The sequence below is a fragment of the Bacillus sp. URHA0034 genome (genome assembly GCF_056280405.1).
Map to the genome: position 1 here is coordinate 2,384,429 of NZ_JBWCDK010000002.1, position 19,449 is coordinate 2,403,877.

At 38.6% G+C, this 19,449-nt stretch carries 11 protein-coding genes and 2 pseudogenes; all 13 read right to left on the reverse strand.

What is annotated here, in order from left to right; translation table 11 throughout:
* Positions 1–20 precede the first annotated feature (20 nt).
* The 13 genes and pseudogenes from galT to ACZ9EE_RS13585 all read right to left on the reverse strand — a co-directional run bounded on the left by galT (position 21) and on the right by ACZ9EE_RS13585 (position 19,394).
* Positions 21–1,502, reverse strand: a complete 1,482-nt coding sequence (gene galT / locus ACZ9EE_RS13525; protein ID WP_476027822.1) for a UDP-glucose--hexose-1-phosphate uridylyltransferase — start codon at positions 1,500–1,502, stop codon at positions 21–23.
* A 65-nt stretch (positions 1,503–1,567) separates the two neighbouring features.
* Positions 1,568–2,732 (reverse strand): annotated as a pseudogene (locus ACZ9EE_RS13530) (galactokinase).
* 231 nt (positions 2,733–2,963) lie between these two features.
* Positions 2,964–4,193, reverse strand: a complete 1,230-nt coding sequence (locus ACZ9EE_RS13535; protein ID WP_476032951.1) for an Ig-like domain-containing protein — start codon at positions 4,191–4,193, stop codon at positions 2,964–2,966.
* Between the two features lie 81 nt (positions 4,194–4,274).
* Positions 4,275–5,435 (reverse strand): annotated as a pseudogene (locus ACZ9EE_RS13540) (arabinogalactan endo-1,4-beta-galactosidase); the annotation flags it as partial.
* A 786-nt stretch (positions 5,436–6,221) separates the two neighbouring features.
* Positions 6,222–8,291 carry a beta-galactosidase gene (locus ACZ9EE_RS13545; protein WP_476032952.1) on the reverse strand — a complete coding sequence of 690 codons (2,070 nt, stop codon included), beginning with the start codon at positions 8,289–8,291 and terminating at the stop codon, positions 6,222–6,224.
* 37 nt (positions 8,292–8,328) lie between these two features.
* Positions 8,329–9,180, reverse strand: coding sequence for a sugar ABC transporter permease (locus ACZ9EE_RS13550; protein ID WP_476027824.1), 852 nt, complete (start codon positions 9,178–9,180; stop codon positions 8,329–8,331).
* A 3-nt stretch (positions 9,181–9,183) separates the two neighbouring features.
* Positions 9,184–10,440, reverse strand: coding sequence for a carbohydrate ABC transporter permease (locus ACZ9EE_RS13555; RefSeq protein WP_476027826.1), 1,257 nt, complete (start codon positions 10,438–10,440; stop codon positions 9,184–9,186).
* Positions 10,441–10,631: 191 nt separating this feature from the next.
* Complete coding sequence (locus tag ACZ9EE_RS13560; RefSeq protein ID WP_476027828.1) at positions 10,632–11,909, reverse strand: sugar ABC transporter substrate-binding protein; 1,278 nt, start codon at positions 11,907–11,909, stop codon at positions 10,632–10,634.
* A 152-nt stretch (positions 11,910–12,061) separates the two neighbouring features.
* Entirely contained in the window at positions 12,062–13,054 is a 993-nt protein-coding gene (locus tag ACZ9EE_RS13565; protein ID WP_476027830.1) for a LacI family DNA-binding transcriptional regulator, read from the reverse strand.
* A gap of 332 nt (positions 13,055–13,386) precedes the next feature.
* Complete coding sequence (locus ACZ9EE_RS13570; protein WP_476027832.1) at positions 13,387–14,514, reverse strand: glycoside hydrolase family 88 protein; 1,128 nt, start codon at positions 14,512–14,514, stop codon at positions 13,387–13,389.
* Positions 14,515–14,532: 18 nt separating this feature from the next.
* Positions 14,533–16,173: a response regulator transcription factor gene (locus ACZ9EE_RS13575; RefSeq protein WP_476027833.1), complete on the reverse strand. Its 1,641-nt coding sequence runs from the start codon at positions 16,171–16,173 to the stop codon at positions 14,533–14,535.
* Positions 16,151–17,989 (reverse strand): sensor histidine kinase, encoded by a 1,839-nt coding sequence (locus tag ACZ9EE_RS13580; protein ID WP_476027836.1) that lies wholly within the window; start codon positions 17,987–17,989, stop codon positions 16,151–16,153. The genes ACZ9EE_RS13575 and ACZ9EE_RS13580 overlap by 23 nt, the downstream gene beginning before the upstream one ends.
* A 58-nt stretch (positions 17,990–18,047) precedes the next feature.
* Positions 18,048–19,394 carry an ABC transporter substrate-binding protein gene (locus tag ACZ9EE_RS13585; RefSeq protein WP_476027838.1) on the reverse strand — a complete coding sequence of 449 codons (1,347 nt, stop codon included), beginning with the start codon at positions 19,392–19,394 and terminating at the stop codon, positions 18,048–18,050.
* Between the last annotated feature and the right edge of the window lie 55 nt (positions 19,395–19,449).

The following is a 19,449-nucleotide window of genomic DNA, read 5'->3' on the forward strand; positions in this document are numbered from 1 at the left end:
TTTTTTAGTAGGGAGAAAATTTATAATGTATCGATAAAGCGGCGGAATCCTGCCTCTCCCACTTCATTCCGCTTAAACACACCAGCATCTTCTAAAACTCGTAAAAACTTTTTGCCTACTTCTTCTCTTACCAGCGTTTCTACTTGGGCTTCGTCAACAGACGTTCCATAACGGTCCTTTAATTCATTTGCCCAATCAAGATGATAGTCAGCAACCGTATCCGTTTTACCAAGCAGGAAGTTCTCTACCTCTTCCAGTTCTCCCTTAAGGCGGGCAGGGAGGACCGCCAATCCCATTACCTCAATCAGCCCAATGTTTTCCTTCTTGATATGGTGAACATCTGCATGCGGATGGAAAATGCCTAGTGGATGTTCGTCACTCGTCCGGTTATTACGGAGAACCAAGTCTAGTTCAAACATATCACCATTTTTACGGGCAATCGGGGTAATCGTATTATGCGGTGTTTCATCCGTCCAAGCTAAAATATCAAGGGCTTCATCACTGTAGCCTTTCCATTTTTCAAAAATATGAGCTCCAGCTTCCACCAGTGAACCGATATCAGCTGACTGCAAACGAATCACCGACATTGGCCATTTTACAATCGAACCTTCCACATTCGCAAATCCCTCGATGGCAAATCTCCAATCGATCCCAGCCTTGGCCATCGCAAATTGATAGTTTCCGCCTTGATAGTGCTCATGAGATAAAATAGAGCCTCCAACAATCGGAATATCCGCATTTGAACCTAAGAAATAATGAGGGAATTGCTCAACAAACTCCAAGAGCCGTTTAAACGTGTAGGGACTGATTTTCATGTCCGTATGTGTTTCTGATAACACAATGCAATGCTCGTTATAATAAACATAAGGAGAGTATTGTAAATACCAATTCTCATCTGTTAAATTCACTCGAATCATCCGATGGTTCGAACGTGCAGGGTGGCCGATTCTTCCAGCATACCCTTCGTTTTCGATGCAAAGCAAACATTTAGGATAGCTGGACTTTTTCGCCAGCTTCTCGAGTTCAATACTTTTTGGATCTTTTTCCGGCTTCGATAGATTAATCGTAATGTCTAACTCGCCATATTCTGTCTTAGCCTTGTATTCGATATTTTGACGGATTCGCTTCATCTGGATATAGTTACTGTTCTTACTAAATTCATAAAAGTACTCCGTCGCCTGCCTAGGATTTTCTAGATACTTTTCATAAAACTGGGCGTTCACACTCGATGGCCGGGCGATAAAGCAATTCATGATCTTACTTGAAAAAATATCCTTATGATCAAAGATATCTTCGATGATTCCTTGTTCCACTGCATAATCAACGATCTTTTCAAGCAGGTCAGGAATCTCATCGATGCCCTCTTCAAGTTCAACTTCCTTATACTCCTCTAATTGCAGTAGTGCGAGTACTTGGTTTCTTGCATATATTTCGTCTTCCCGCTCAATTAATTGAGCGGCAAGTGCCTGTTCACCTAATTGCTGGACTAATTGAAAAATCATATTTGATCGCCACCTAAATTTGATAACTTTTGGATGATGCTCATGGTAGGTCCAAGCATCTACTATTATAATTCTTTTGCTCCGTCACCAATACTAGCTACATAAAAATCTGCTTCATAGCCAATTTTTTCAGCATATGCTGCTCCAACATTTGCAATAAAGTTTTCAACCTGATCATTTTCAACAATGGCAATCGCACAGCCGCCAAAGCCTGCTCCTGTCATCCGTGCCCCAAGGACACCTGGTTGTTTCCAAGCTGCTTCAACTAAACTGTCAAGTTCAATCCCTGTCACTTCATAATCGTCTCGAAGCGAGATATGTGATTGGTTCATTAATTGACCGAAGGCTTCTAAGTTTCCAGCCTTTAGTTCTTCAAGCGCACGTAATGTTCTAATATTTTCATAGACCGCATGCTTTGCCCGTTTACGAACAATTTCATTGGTAATTAAAAACTGATTCTCATCAAATTCCGCTTCGGTAAGCTGTCCAAGCGCTTCGATTGGAAGCTTTTGCTGCAAAATTGCTAATGCCTCTTCACATTCACCTCGGCGCTCATTGTATTTGGAGTCAGCTAACTCCCGGCGCTTGTTGGTGTTCATAATGATAATTTTGTGATTTTCTAGCTGAATCGGCGCGTATTCGTATTTCAGTGTCTGGCAATCAAGTAAAATTCCTGCATCCTTCTTGCCCATACCAATTGCAAACTGGTCCATAATTCCACTATTAACACCAATAAACTGATTTTCGACCTGCTTGCCAATTTTAATCAAATCAAGACGAGGAATCTCTAAACTAAACAGTCCCGCGACAAGAACCCCTGTTAATAACTCAATTGAAGCGGATGATGATAGACCAGCACCATTGGGGATATTTCCTTCAATCACGCACTCAAAGCCGGTTGGAATTTGGTATCCCGCCTCTGAAATATACCGAATCATTCCCTTTGGATAGTTGGCCCAATTGTGATCCTTATTGTATTCGAGTTGTTCTAAGGTAAATTCAATCACACCTTTGTCTGGGAAGTTAGCTGAATACAAACGAACAAGCTGGTCATCCCGCTTTTTTGGCAACCGCATAGGTCCCATACGTAATCGCACACGGAAAAACATGGCCGCCATTATAGTCTGTATGTTCACCAATCAAGTTAATGCGCCCCGGTGCAAAGAATGACTTTTCCGGTGCGGTATTAAAAATAGTTTGAAATATAGAATTAAGTGTTGAGATGGTCATTGTATCGTTCCTCCCTATTGTAATCCTTTTCATTTGTCTAAATCTTAATATGAATCTTTACTTTCATTTTACTTACTTCAGTAAAAGAAATCAATATTTTTACTAAAATATTACTAAAAATAAAAATGGCGCATGAATTGTTTACCTTCATGCGCCGTTTCTTTATTATTTACGTATTGTTTTCTACTTTTACCAACAACATACTATCTGTTTATTCATCAGAAGAATAGCTTATTTTTTTGAATTATCATGTTTAACCATAATTTGATTGGATTGAATTACAGAATTTCCAGCATTATCCCAAGCCTTATAGGTTACCGTATAAACTCTGTCACTGTTTCCGCTTCTCTCTGCTCTCAGCAGGAAATCAGTATCAAAGGTTCCATAGTTCGCTTCCTGAATATCATTGACTGTATTTCCGTCACCCATTCCATTATCTAATTGATTACTTTTAATCGAAACTAATTCAATCCTGTTAATCCCTGATTGAACGTCATTACCAACAACCGAAGCCGTAATTGGAATGAGAGCATGGTCTCGATCGAATAGGATGCTAGAGTTAAAAGAGACATTCAATGTCGGAGCTGTTTTATCAATTTTAACGGTAACAGATTGTGCGTCTTCAACATTACCCACTTGGTCTGTACTTCGGTATTGAATAATATTTACCCCTTCTGTTGTTACATCAAATGGTCCGCTATAAGTTTGCCAATTGCCATCATTAACTTTATATTCTGTTGCGGCCAGACCGGATTGATCATCAGACCCATTTAGACTTACCTTAACATTCTGATTATACCAGCCATTTACGGCTTGTCCTGAAAGATCTGCATTTGTTACAGGTGCCTGAGTATCTTGATCATTTGACCGGTATAAATAGAAATCATCTAAACTCCCCCATGCACCGCCATTAGCTTTTATATTTGCTCCAATCGTTATGGTTCCATCTTTAACGAGAATATTTTGGATTTCAGGATTACTCCAATTTACCCAGCCATTTACACCTGTAGCAACTTTTATTTGTTTACCGCCAGTTTGGGCATAGAGATTCATTACAGGATTTACTGCGTCTCCGCCTTGTAAAAACATAGAAAGATTATAATATCCTGGCTTTAAGCCTGAAATCGTCTGTTCTACTCTAAAATCAACTCCAGCAGCTGAGTAAAAGTGCAACGAATAATTGCCTGTTTTGGCATCTGAAGCCTTTTGTTGATAATCTGTATGTGCTGCTGTTCCATTTTCATAAATAATTTTCCACATCGATCGATTACTATTTTCAAAACTTGGGTTCACTACAAAGTTTTCTGCCTTAATTTGAAGATGTGCCTTAACAGCCGCTCCACCTTCGACAGTACCATTAATCACATAATTTCCTGTCCCACTTTTGATCGCATCGGCAAGTGCGCCTTTATCCCATGTAACGGAAACCGTCCCTGTGCTTCCATCATTATAAGTAACCACAACCGTTTTTGGTAAAGTGATTGTGTCCCCTTGTACGGCACTAACGGAAATATCTTTAATTTCGTCAATATTTAACGGAGCAACCGCACCGGTATCAACATATTTAAAGACATTTAAAGAAGGAAGCGGATGTCCAGTGAAATCAAACATAGCCTGATTGTCAACCGCACTGCCGCCGTACCACAAACCAGCGTCGGCAGGATCGTATTCCTTAGAATAGCTAGCAGCCCATCCAGAACCATATTGCTCCCAAAGCTGTTTATTTTGGGTTATATTTTGCGGAGGCCCAACCGGAATCCATGCAGGCTCCCAATAAAATACACCAATCCCAGCTTCACCAACATTCGCAACCGCTTGGATGACATCCCGAACGGCATTGGCTTGACCCTGAACGGTAATCGGGTAATTTAATGTTTGACCGGAATCTTTTGGGGCTGTATTATCATGTCCGTCCCCATCTGCTGCGGTATAGGTGTAAGATGTTTCAGCGACCATCACCTTTTTGCCATAAGTATCTGCAACATTCTTTAGAACCGACGTCAAATTGCTTAATGTACCATGCCAGAATGGATAATAAGAGCTGGCAAATACATCATAATCTACGTGATTATCAGCAAGAGTTTTAGCATAGGAAGCATATCTTCCTGCTGTTTCAGGATTCGTAAAATGAACAGCGACTAAAATATTCGGATCCACTGCTCTTACTGCTTTACTTCCTTCATTAAATAAAGCACTGATGTTTGTCCAATCCTTTTCTCCAGCAACTCCGCCATTCGTTTCATTGCCAACTTGAACCATACCAATATTAATCCCTGCAGCCTTCATGGCATCAAGGCTATTTTTAGTATAGTTATATAAAGCTGTCTTCTTATCTTCAAAACTTAAGTTAGCCCATGCTTTTGGTACCTGCTGCTTAGCTGGGTCTGACCAAAAGTCGGAATAATGGAAGTCTACTAATAGCTTCATTCCATTTGCAGTTGCTCTTTTCCCAATTTCAATCGCCTTAGCTAAATCATTATTACCGCCGCCATAGCCATGTCCCTGGGCATCATAAGGATTATTCCAGACACGAACCCGAATATAATTGACTCCTGCATCGTGCAAGGTTTTAAAAATATCCTGCACTTCACCGGCTGTATTATAAAATTTAACTCCGCTGTCCTCTAAGGAAATAACACTAGAAACGTCCACACCTTTAATGAAATCCTTACCGATTCCATCTACTTTTTTTACAAAAATATCAGCATTGACAGGTTGCGAAACATTCCCACTATCGAGGGAAGTTAAATTAAAGCTATCTAAATATCCCCATCCCTTCGGTGCTCCAGAAACCACTGCGCCTACTTTTAAATTAGAAGTATCTTCCTTTAAATCGAATCGCAAGGTAATTTTTCCCCAATTATTGTAACCTGTTGTGGCAACAGCATCGATCGTATTTGTACCAGCAAAAAGTTTAATACTGCCTGCTTCAGAAGCTGCTCCACCCATCGATTTTACTGATAACTCATAGCTTCCGGCTGGAAGTGTGGAAATCGTTTGTTGAACAGTAAATGATGGATTACCCGTTGCAGTATCTTTAATCCAATATTTAAATGCATGATCCCCTTCATCTTTCGTCATCCAAGAATCATTTGCATAAGCATATTGGCTAATATCAAAATTTCCCAAATTGGTCGTTTCAATGTTCCATGAACCATCATTCCAAAAATCGCTTTCAAATCCTCCATTCTTTACATTTTGCGTTTGTGAATCGGCAGCGAAACTAATGTGACTATTGAACAGAAGTGTACTAAACACCATCACAACAGTTAATAGAATCGCAAACGGTTTGACTGTTCTTCTCAAATTCTCCCACCCTCTCATTTGTTTTTATGAAAATAGCAAAATCATTGCCAAATCACCAATTAAGCGTTTCCAGAAAACTGTAAAACTATCAAACTATAGAAAAGACATCCACTCTAACTAACGGAATGGATGTTTTCTCAGTTTGGACAAATCAGAGCGGGAAGGACCCCAGCTCATCATCTATTAATTATTTCTAGTCTTTTCTAAAATGCGAACCTCATATTTTCCCAATGTCAGCTCACCTGTAAGCTCATCACCGGTAACTAAATCTTTTAGATGATCCTCAATTACGATCGGCTGCTTTTCTTCCGTAAAATTCATGATAAAGATATAATCTTGATCAGGCGCTTGTCTAACTTGTACCGAAACGCCTTTTTCATGTTTTACAGAAACAACTGGCTGAAGTGCCAATTCATTGATTACGTCCTGGTAAAACTCACGATGGAAGGCATCTTCTAAGCGCCCGCCAATATAGTAGGTTTTTCCTTTTTCATATTCATGGCTCGTTACCGCTGGAGTATTGGCATAAAAGTCTTCTTCGTATTGACCCTCTGTCTTTGCAGCATCTAGCTCAATGACAGTAGCATAGTCCTTCAGTTCATAGGATTGATTCCGATAGCTCACATAGTTTTTATCATTTGGATATAATGTATCGGTTTCAACCGGCTTGATTCCGAATATTTCTTGCAAGTCTTTGTGCCAGCCGCCCAAATACGTTAAATCATGTTCGTTAACAAGTCCACTGATATAAGTCATAACTAATCTGCCGCCATTTGCAACAAATGTCTTTAAACGGGCAATGGTTTCTTCACTTACTAAATAAAGCATTGGAACAACCAATAGTTTATAAGAAGAAAAATCTTGTTCTTTGGTAATGACATCAACTGGGATATCTTTTTCCCAGAAGGGACGGTAATGATCGACTAATGTTTGCGGGTAGCGCTTGGTCTCCAATCCAAACCCTTGGGCATCATTTAATGCCCAGTTGCTTTCCCAATCATATAGGATTGCTACATCTGACGGACGATTTGTTCCAACCACATCAGATAGCTTTTCTAACGTTTGACCAACCTGCGCCACTTCTTTAAATACACGGTTTTCCGAACTATTATCATGGTCGACAACCGCACCATGGAACTTTTCCGACGATCCGCGTGATTTCCGCCATTGGAAATACATCACGCTATCAGACCCATGAGCAACCATTTGCATGGATGCAAGCAGGTGCATACCTGGGCGTTTTGCTTTATTAACATTATGCCAATTGACACCGCTTGGGGTAGATTCCATTAATAAAAATGGCTGTTGTTTTAGACTACGGTATAGGTCATCGATAAAGCCAACCCTCATCGCTAAATCAGCAGTACTTTCCCAGTCATTGTGCCATGCAGGATATGCATCCCAGCTAATCACATCGAGATGTTTAGCAAATTTGCTATAGTCCAAGGCCTGGAATGGAATAAGTTCATGCGTATCTGCCATAAAGTTTGTGGTAATTGGAATATCTGGTGTCAATTCTTTTATTGGAACAATCTCATTTTCAAAGAATGAAATCGTTTGATCGGTAACAAACCTGCGCCAATCAAGGTTTAAGCCATGAACCATATTTTCTCCGATTGGTGATGGCGATTCAATTTGTGACCAATCCGTAAAGGTATGACTCCAAAATGGACCCCACCAGGCATCATTCAGTGCTTTAAGGTCGTTATTGTATTGTTCTTTAAGCCAGTTTCTGAAAGCATGCTGGCATTTTTCACAATGGCATTCACCGCCGTACTCGTTGGAAATATGCCACATTAATAAAGCTGGGTGGTTTCCGTATCGTTCTGCGAGCAAGCGATTGATCTTCTGTGTTTTTTCACGATAAACCTCAGAAGTAAAACAATGATTATGTCTTCCGCCATGCAGTTGTTTCACCCGCGCACCATTTACACGAAGAACTTCTGGATATTTTTGTGACATCCAGGCAGGTCGCGCCCCGCTTGGAGTAGCTAAAATAACCCTTCCGCCAATTCCATGAATGTTGTTGAAAATCTCATCTAACCATTCAAAGTTGAAAACTCCCTCTTCCGGCTCCAACGCTGCCCAAGCAAAGATTCCGACAGAGAACGTATTTGTATGTGCAAGCTGCATCAATTTGATATCGTCTGCTAAAATATCAGGCCGATCTAACCATTGATCTGGGTTATAGTCTCCACCATGAAGCATGAAGTTCGCTTTCGTTGTATAGGTCTTTTCACGATTTGTCATAATAATCTCCTTCTACCATTTATCAATTCATGTTGTTCCATTAACCTTTTGTTCCACCTGCCGTTAAGCCTGAAACAAAGTGCTTTTGCAATAACAGGAAGGCGACAGCAATTGGTATACTGATGAGAATAGCCCCTGCAGCAAAGGTTGTGTAACTTGCCCCCATTACTTCATTGACTAAATTGTATAGTCCGATTGGCAATGTGTAGGATTCAGGTGTTCTCAAGATGGTTGATGACATAACGAAATCCCCAAGTGGTCCCGTAAATCCATTCATCGCAACTACCGCTAGCATTGGTCTTGATAGTGGCATGATAATTTGTAAGAAGATTCTTGTATTGCTTGCACCGTCAATTTTGGCACTTTCATCTAAATCCATAGGAATCGAATCCATATACCCTTTCATCAAATAGGTATTCATTGGAATCGTACCGCCAATATAAAGCAGGATTAAGAGCCAATGGCTGTTCATCATACCAAGAAGCTGAGCCAGTACGAACAAGGCAATTAAAGCGGAAAACTGCGGAATCATCTGCAGTAACAAAAACAAGGTTAAGGCATTTTTTCTGCCTTTAAAGCGGAACCGAGAAAAAGCATAAGCCGTAAAGGAAACACTGATAACCGACCCGATCATTGTAAAGATACTAATCTTAAGGGAATTCAAATACCAATGTCCATATTGCAGACTCTCTTTTCCAGCGAACAACTCTTTGTAGTGATCCAAGGTTGGATTTTTAGGAATAATTGAATTACTAACTAAACTGTTACCGGGATTAAAGCTGGCTCCCACGGTCCAAAGTAAGGGGTAAATAATAATTACCGCCATTAGAATTAAGATTACATGTGAAGTGAGGAGACGAAAGAATCTATTACTCTTCATTCCTGTCAGCATCTATTAAGCCCCCTCCTTAAATGAATTTGTTCTTCTGAACTGCCATAAAGCAATCGCAATGACAAATACAGATAATAAAATGGTCAAGGCTGCTGCAAGTGAATATTGACTTGATTGCATAGTCAATTTGTAAATCCAAGACACTAATATATCGGTTCCGCCGGCATTTGAACCTGGAACGGCTGGGCCGCCGCCGTTGAACAGATAGATAATATTGAAGTTATTGAAGTTAAACGTATACTGAGTAATAATAATTGGTGCCATTGCAAGTAAAATCATTGGCATAGTGATATGTCTGAATTTAGCAAAGATGGATGCCCCATCAATCGTTGCTGCTTCATAAAGATCATCAGGAATCGACTGAAGAACGCCTGTCGTCACAATAAAAATATACGGGAATCCAAGCCAGCCCTGCATCAGAATAAGCGCTAATTTAGACCATGCTGCATTGGTCATCCAAGGAATTGGATCGATTCCAAACGATGCTAAAATCGTATTATTGATTGCACCAAAGCTGTCGTTAAATAGACCAGCAAAGATCAAAATCGTAACAAACCCAGGTACTGCCCATGGTAAAACTAAAATCGTACGATAAAGTCTTTTAAATTTAAGATCCTTTTGGTTAACTAAAACAGCTAAGAAAATTCCAAGAGCAACCTGAACGGTTGAAGCAACTAGGGTCCAGATCACTGTCCAGCTTAAAACATCAAAAAATGTTGATCGCCAGATATCTACAGTAAATATTTGCTTAAAAGTGTTTAAACCAACCCAATCTGCTAAGTGCGCAGGCGGTGAATGATATAAATCATAATTCGTAAAAGCTAGTGCAAAACTGAATAAAATCGGAAAAACAACTGCGAAGATCAAAATAAACAATGATGGTCCACTAATAACATACGGATAACCTTGTGAAATTAAATTATGATAATCTTCCCGAAGAGAAGTTGGTTCCATATTTTCGTCACGCATTTTTCCATTTTTATAGGCATCTCGGAAATTTGCGTAATAAACGGCCAGTCCGAATGCTGTCACAATAAGAGCAATAATCCCTTCAGCCAATAGGAAAATAGAGTTATCACGCGGCACTTCCGTCCCCAGTGTCATTAAACCCCAAAAACCCATATTTAATAGATCTTTAAACACCGCAATGAACGATACACCTAATATAAGAAACAATAAACCTTTTACCCACTGCTTATTGTATAATTGGCCAAGTCCAGGAATAACGGATAGTACTAAGGCTGTTTTACGATGCTGCATATCTTTCACCTCTTTATTATTGAAAAGCGTAAGCTCCTTGGTCAGCCCCGATGAAGGAGCTTTTTGCCTTTCCAAAGCGATTAACTTATTACCCCGAGGGGCAAGCGTTGAAGCTAGACACTATTCGAATTCTTTAGAAAACAAATGGTGTCAAACATCATTAGGCGTTTGACACCATTCTTCATACCTAATTACTTGCTGTGTTTTGCTTTAATTTGTCCTTTAATCGTTTCAGCAGCTTGATTTAAGGCTGCTTTTGGCTGTGCCTTACCTGTTGCGATTGTTTGTAATGCTGCATCAGCAGGAGTCCAAACTTCGTTCATCTCAGGAATATTTGGTGTTAATTCTGAGAATTGAGATTGCTCAGCAACCGCTTTTGCTGCATCGCTCTCTGTTACGACTGGGTCATTCGCTAAATCCTTAACAGCAGGAACTTCTTTTGTAATTTCGAAACGTTTCTTAGAATTATCTTTGTTAGCTAAGAATTCAACTAGCTGTTGTGCAAGGTTAGCATTTTTCGAATAAGCACTTACGTTATAGCTTTTCACACCAACAAATGCGCTCATGTTTTTACCATTGTCTAAGGCTGGAAGTTTCGCTACACCATAATTCACGCCTGCTTTAGTAAATGGTTCAATATTCCATGGACCAGAAATGATCGCTGCAGCTTTTCCGGATGTAAATAATGATTCTAATACATTAATACCTTGCGCACCGATAATACCGGCAGGGAATAATTTTTCTTTATAGAACTTTTGAATAATTTCTGCACCCTGTACAGAACCATTATTATTGATACCAATGTTAGCTGGATCATAATTTCCTTTATCATCTTTATTAAAGATGTAGCCGCCATAACCACTCATAACACTTTGAGCATAATAGATCTGGTCAAATAGGGCTAAGAATCCATAGTTGCCGCCTTTAGTTACTTTCTTATCATACTCGTACCATTCATTAAGTGTTTTTGGCAGATCTTTTTCTGCAATTAGATCTTTATTATAGTAAAGCATTGTGGTTTCGACTGCTTTTGGAAGTCCGTAAACTTTACCATCCACTTTTTGTGATTGCATCGCCACATCGGTATAGATTGACTGAACATCGTCACCTACGTTTAACTCTTTAATCAACCCTTCTGTTACAGCTGTTCCAATTTGGTCACCAGGCATTGTCAGTACATCTGGGCCTGTCCCAGCTGGACCATCTAAACGCAGACCTTCAATTTGTTTCGCATATGGCTTTTCAACAACTTTAATCTTTACGTTATGGTCTTTTTCAAATTGAGCAATCGCATCTTTGATACCAGCTGCCTTCTGTTGATCTTCCCAAACTAATAACTGCTTAGTTTTATTATCAGACTTAGAAGTATCTGAGCTTGACTTTCCGCTATCCTGTGGTCCACAAGCAACTAAAGAGAAACTCAATGCAAGTCCGCTGACGATTCCAGCGTATTTCTTAAAATTTTTCATATCTATTTCGTCCTTTCAAGTCATTTAGGTGAAAGCGTTTTACAAGAATAATATATCACCTAGAAGGAAAAGTGTAAACAACTTTTTTACTAAAGTTAGTAAATATTTTTACGAAAAATATTCCGTAAATTAAGCTAATGATTTTTACTAATTTAATTCGTGCTCTTTCTAACGACTAATTCCGCACCTAAATATAAGGTTTTAACGGACTTACGTTTTTCTAACACTAGCTCCAGCAGTAATTCAATCGCGTTTTTACATATTTCCTTTAAATCAATATGAAAGGTAGTCAATGGCGGGGAAACATATTTAGCGATACTTATGTTATTAATACTGATAACGCTTACGCGATTAGGTATGGCGATTCCGTGTTCATTTAAGGCCTGGAGACAACCGACAGCGATCGGGTCTGCTGCGATATAGAAGGCAGTTGGTAATTGGTCACCGAGCTTATTAATAGCATCCGTCATTAATCGGTAACCATTTTCGACAGAGAAACCTCTGTGACAAAAGATATTTCGCTCCTCCAATAATCCCTTCTCCGTCATATAAGCACGAAACGTCTGTTCACGAATATCCATTTCATCAAGGTCTGTATTAGGATTATGATAGGTACCGCCAATAAAACCGATATCATGATGGCCTTTTTCAATAAGAAAGTCTACTGTTCTTTTCGTGATTTGAACTAGATCCGGGCGAACGGAATCATAATGATTCGGGTCTGGTGTTGTATCAAGAAACACTCCCTTTGTCGTGATTTTTCGTAAATAGGCTAATTCTTTGTCTGAAAACATACCTACGGCAATAAAGCCCTCGATCGTATCAGGGATTTTTTCTATTCCGTCGCTTATTTTATATGTGGTTAGCTCGATGTTATATTTACTGGCCCACTTTTCGATTTCAATCCTCATCGTTTTAAAATAAACATCTTCTAATTCTTCAATGTCTGTTAACCAGTATAAAAAGGCAATATTCTTTACTAATAGCCTTACCGTTTTCTTACGATAGTTTAGTTTTTCAGCAATTTCATATATTTTTTCCCTTGTTTCATCAGGTACAGAAAGGCTTTGATCATTATTTAAGACACGCGAAACGGTTGAGATTGAAAAACCCGACTCTTCAGCAATATCTTTTATTGTTGCCATTCTATCCACCCCCACTTTTGTTATTGTCGCCTATATGCGCATTTATTATTTTTACTATTTATCCGATAGTATTTTTGTGAAAGAGTAAAACATTTTACTTGTATTTTACTTGTTTTTCTTAAAGTGGTCAACCCCTTCGAGTGATTTGGGTTTTTCTATATCGGAGAGTAAAATAAAAAAGAGCCTCATGAATAGACTCTTTTCTTACAAACTTTTATTAATAAATCCTGTTAATTTTACATTTAAATCGTCAATGTTGATCTGCATGAGCAGGGGGTCCTTTATGAATGGTTCTCCCCAGATTTCGTACTTATTAAAGTGGATTGTTAATCCTACCAGAATAGCTTCTTGTACCCTTTTAAACTCGCAAGACCTTCAACAAAATAGTAATCTCCATAAATCAGTGAGTTATCTATGTATTTCCCTTCAGGAAAATGACTTGTACCATGCAAGATTAACCCCTCCTCTGCACCTTCCCAATCACCATAATTTTTGTATAACGATTCGAGGATTTTCTCTCCGGCCCTTTGATATGCAGGCGACTCTGCCTTCGTGACTTTATTTGCTAATAACAGGAGCCCGCATGCTGCAATCGCCCCCGCAGAGGAATCCTTTGGAGAATTGATATCAGCAGGAAGACGGAAATCCCAGGCTGGAACGAAATCTTCTGGAAGGTGGGAAATAAAGAAATGAGCCACCTTTTTGGCTGTTTCCAAGTATAGGGCTTCTCCTGTGTAATGGTGGCTTAATGTTAAACCATAAATCGCCCAAGCGGTTCCTCTTGACCAAGCTGAATCTGGGGCAAATCCTTGTCCCCCCAATGCCTCAATTCTCTGCCCACTTTCAGGGTCAAAGCGGACAATATGATGAACACTGCCATCACTCCGGATAAAATTCTCCAAGACCATATCAGCATGCCTTCTAGCAACACTTTTGAACCTTGGGTCACCTGTTTCTTCGGTTGCCCAAAAAAGAAGTGGCAAATTCATCATGCAATCAATAATTGCAATACCTCTATTGTCTTCTCCTTCATGCCACGGGTTCCAAGCCCGGATGAAGTTTCCATTTGCATTAAAACGCCCCATTAGGAGATTCGCAGCCACTAGTGCGCGACGCTTGGATTCCTCCTCCTTCAAGAGCTTATATCTAGCGACACTCGTTAAGGTCCACATAAAGCCCATATCGTGATCGAGCTTATAGAACTCATGTTGGACAGCATCCAGCCTGCCCTCACATTCCTCTGCCAGTTTCTTTAAATCAGGATTCTTCGTATCCTGATAAACCAGCCAAAGCAAACCAGGCCAAAAACCAGCTGTCCACCAATGAGGTTCCTCAAGGGTATATTCTCCCTTTACACTTGCATGTGGGAAATTGGCCCCTATTCTTTTGCTTGTTCTATCGATTTTGTTTGTAACTTGCTGCCACGCCTCATTTACCCATTGCAATTGTTGTTCTGTCATTTTCTTCACCTTTCTCAATCAAATTGGCAACTCTTTTTTTTGCACCGCTGAGACTCTTCCGCCCCGATACTCGATCGGCGTTATCCCAACATGGTTTTTAAATAGCTTGATAAAATAGCTTTGATTATCGTAGCCTAGGCGTTCACAAATTTTCCCTACCGAGTCGGCGGTTTGTTCAAGTAATTCTTTAGCTCTGGAAATTTTCATTTTTGTAACGTATTCTACAAAGGTCTCTCCCATTTCCTTCTTAAACAAACGGCTAAAGTAGCTTTGGTTTAAGAACAGATACCCGGCCACCTCTTCCAGGCTAATTTTCTTTTCCAGATTCATAGAGACGTAACTGATCGCGTCCAAGATTTCCGTTCGTTTTGTCTGATTGTAAACTTCATTTGATAGATATAATAATGATTTGAAATAATCAATTAATAAATCCCTTACTTCACATAAAAAATTACACATAATAATCTCTTGATGCAGACATTCAACATCATGATCTTGACGGAAAAACTGAAGAGCATGCAATTTAACCTTTAGATCTAACAATAGTTTCAAGATCCATTCTTTGACTAACTCCGGAGGAAATTTCTTTTCCTCGAGGTATTTGATCCATTTAGACACAATTGGAACAATCATACTCTCTTCCTTCATTAACAATAAATCCTTGAAGTCTGATGAAACTTCATCGTATCTTGAAAAAAGATCCTCATTAACTGCTTGAATGTCCCCCCTGTTTAAAATAGTTCCTGGCTGCATGTAAAAACTCTGATGCTTAGTATTAAGCAATAGAGACAACTCCTGCATTATATCTGAAAGGCATGAAAAGTCTTTTCCTATCAAAAAGGATAAATCAATGTTCAAATAGGTTTTTAACACCTTTTGAATTTTTTTTATCTTTTCATTTATTTGATCAAAGGAACCTGTCTTCAACGATTTATCACATGGAAAAAACAAAAACAATTGGTTTGCAGCTAAAAAAAAGTGAACGGCATCCAAGTTAGATTCAGCAATATGTTCTTCTAATATATTATTAATTGCAAAAATCAAATTATCTTCGGAGAGGTACCTCTGTTTAACTAATTGATAATCATGAACGAATGCTAGTGTTGCAGTGTATTTGTGTTTCGCTAATTGTAATCCAAGGGCACTAGCATCTAGCAGCCAATCTTTTTCAGAGATATGGAATTGATTAATTGTTTGCCTGATAAACTTTTCTTTTACATTCTCTTTATTTTTATCAAGCATATGCTGGAGCTGAAGCTGCACTAACGATTCCTTTTGGAGATGATCAAGATTTACTTTTACTGTTTTGACTACTTCACATAAATCTTCCGGATTAAACATGTCCTTCACTAAATAATCTTGCACTTGCAGCTTTAATGCTTGTTTGGCAAATTCAAATTCAGAATGACATGACAAAATAATAACCTGTAAATTAGGATTTAATTGCTTTAAGCGCTTTGTTAGTTCAATACCATTCATTTTTGGCATTCCAATATCGGTAATTAGTATATCAGGCATCTCTTCCAATGCTTTCTCAAACGCACTTGCGCCATTTTCATGCGTACTTTCAAGTGTTACGCCAAGCCGCTCCCACTCAATGGTTGCTGTTAAAAATTCTAATACCGGGTAATCATCATCAACTAGCATTACTTTGTACATTAGACTTGCCGCCTCCTTTAGGAATAGACAGAATGACTTGAGTTCCCTTGCCAACTTCACTTTTTATTTCCATTTTAAATTCCTGTCCAAAGGTCATATACATTCGTTCATACACATTTGATATCCCCAATGATGAGAAGCCTTTTTTATTTTGGATGATCGAATAATCGGTGTCATTTGAGAGGATAAGCTTATTTTGCAACTTTTGCAGCGTCTCTTCATCCATCCCCTGACCGTCATCCTCAATCATAATAATCAGTTCTTTTTCTCTTACTTTTGTCACTACCTTAATCGTCCCTGCACTCTGGTTCAAACCATGGATGATACTATTTTCAATAATTGGCTGCAGGATAAACCTTGGAATCAGTACTGTATGAGTCTCTTCATGGACCGATAGTTCCACATTCACCTTTTCTTTTTGCCTCATATTCATAATATTTATAAAGTCCAAGACAATTTGTATTTCCTCAAGAAAAGTAATTATTTTTTTCTCCTTTGATATGGTCATTCTCATTAATTTCGATAACGAACTAATCATATTGGCACTTTCTTTATCTCCTTTTACCAATACCTTCATCCGAATAGAATTAAGGACATTAAAAAGAAAATGGGGATTAATTTGAGCCTGTAGCATGTCCAGCTCTGCTTTTCTTTTTCTTTCCTCTGTAGCTTTAATTTCATAAATCTTTTCATTAATGCGATCAAGCATCAAATCAAAGGATTCAGACAGTTTGCCTATCTCGTCCCTGCCTCGAATCCGCGAACGGATCGTTAAATTTCCTTGCTGGACAATATCTGCAACATTCCCCAGGCGGGAGATAGGTTTCGTAATCGTCCTCAGCAGATAGGTCATTAGGAATAGAAAAAGGGTGAAAAATATAATCTGAACAATAATTACCTTATTAAAAATCGAATTCACTTTATTTGTTGCTTGTTTATATGGGATAACAGAAACTAGTTTCCAGCCTGTGAAAGAAATTTTATGCTCCGCAATTAAATAATTCTTTTTAGATACTTGAAAAATGTTTGAGTAATTATTTTCTCTAACTTGATCTCGGTATCTGAATAGTTTACCAATTCTGGAGTTATCTCTGTTTGAAATGATATGATTGGAAGAATCAAGGAGCACCATTTCTTCATGCCCTGTCATGTTTTCGAATATTTGACTAATTTTATTTTCCATAATGGTAACAATTACATAACCGTAAATATTTGAATTCTCATCCCTTAACGTTCGAGCAACTGAAACTTGATAGGGATTCATTTTTTTCTCCGATTTAAACATGGTAGGCTGGCCTCCTATCCATACTGACTCGTATCCCTTTGTTTTATTCAATTGCTTAAACCAATTCTCATGAAACAAATTCGTCGGGTGATATTCACTGCTGGAATAGTTTGTATATGATTTGCCGTTTTTCAGAAGGATTGTAACGTAGGATTTTCCTCCAAGTAATGTAATATTATCAATGGTTTTGTTGATTTTGCTGTCATCCATAAACATTTGATATTTTTGGTCGGGAGTTTGTTCCAAGATGTTCTTTGTTTTTCTTTTTAAAAGGGTATTCATCTCAGCGTCAACTTGGATAAAATTTGTAATATACATCATATCTTCGAGGAGCTTTTGCACATATTCATTTGCAATTGTCAGCTCTCTATTTGCATTAGATAATGCCTGTTCTTTGATCGTATCTTTCGTTAAATAGTTATAGATAAATAACGTCATAGTTGCCGGGATAAGCAGACAGATGATTGATATAAATATGACTTTAAAACGAAATGATTGAGGTGCCAGTATATTTCGAATCTTTTTCCCCATATGCTCAGTCCTTTTAATCGAAAATCAGCAGCGCTTATCCACAGTACAAATCTATCTTTTATCGATTGTTATCGATTATTTCTTGTACCCTTTCTTGACATACTTTGATCGTTTTATCAATGTCTTGTTCTCCAAAAATTAACTTTTCGTATTCTTCGTTAATTACCTTATAAATTTCAGCCTGGGAAGGAGCTGGTGCAATGAACTTCGATGACCTTGCATTCGTTAACACATTTATAAGGGACTCTTTATCAACTTTTTCGGGATACTTACTTCCACCAAGAATACGGTCTATGATTTTTCTTAAGTCATGATTTTTAACTTTTTTCCATGAAGGAATGTTTTTACCTTGGACGATCTGTCCTTCTGTTGTATACCACCTAATAAAAGTATATGCTTCTTGTTTATGCTTTGAATTTGCAGCAACTGCCATATAGTCCGTTGTAACTGGTGCATAACCGCCTATATCCGTTTTTTTGTTTTTTGGGAAAGGAGCAACAGCAACATTGAAATTGATTGGGTATTCGTCTGTACCTGCAAGCTCTGTGTTCATCCAGCTTCCTATCAGTACAGAGCTTACATCCTGATTAAAAAACTCATCACGGTAATGAAGCTTTTGTGAGATGACATCTGCATATGGAACAGCAGATTTATCAACCTTCTCCATTTTTAATCTGATTTCAAGTGACTTTTTAAAGAGCGGATTGTCTAGATTTGGCTTCCCATCAGCAGTTAGGAATTCTGAATTTTCAGACTCACTTGCAAGTGCAAGCCTCATATACTCCATCCAACTACCATCCTGTGGTCCATGAAAGTATGTTCCATAATGCCCATCTCTTGTTAGCTCTTTCGCATATTTCATGAATTCATCCCATGTCCAATCCCTTGGTACCTTTAGCCCAGCTGCATCCAAATGGTCTTTATTTAGCAGAACGTACCATGGATTAAATTTGCCTGGGAGTGCATAATATTCACCGTTCACCATCGTATCAACCTTATATTCATCTGAAACTTTGTATCCATCCGCTTTTATAAATTCATCAAGGGGTGCAAGCATTCCCATGCTTACATGCTGGGCATAACTAGCTGATTCACTAAACATAAGAACATCCATCTGTTCGCCCGAAGCTGCAGCAAGGTCTAACTTCTTAGTTGCTTCTTGTGTGTCTCCCTTATCACTTAATACGACTAAATCAACATCGATGTTTGGATACTTTTTCTCAAAAGCCTTGATTGTCTTCTTCCAGTTGTAGCTTGCCTCGGTTCCATGGGAATAGAATTTTAAAGTAACCTTTTTGTCATTGTTTTTATCTGGCGAGGCATTGCTTTCGCTAACCGAACAGCCCGTAACTAGACCCGAAAATATTACGGTACACATAAATAACGACCATATTTTTTTCTTCATTCTTTTCCCCCCAGGAGTCTAGGCTCCATAAGAAAGCCTTTTCAAAAATCCCTAT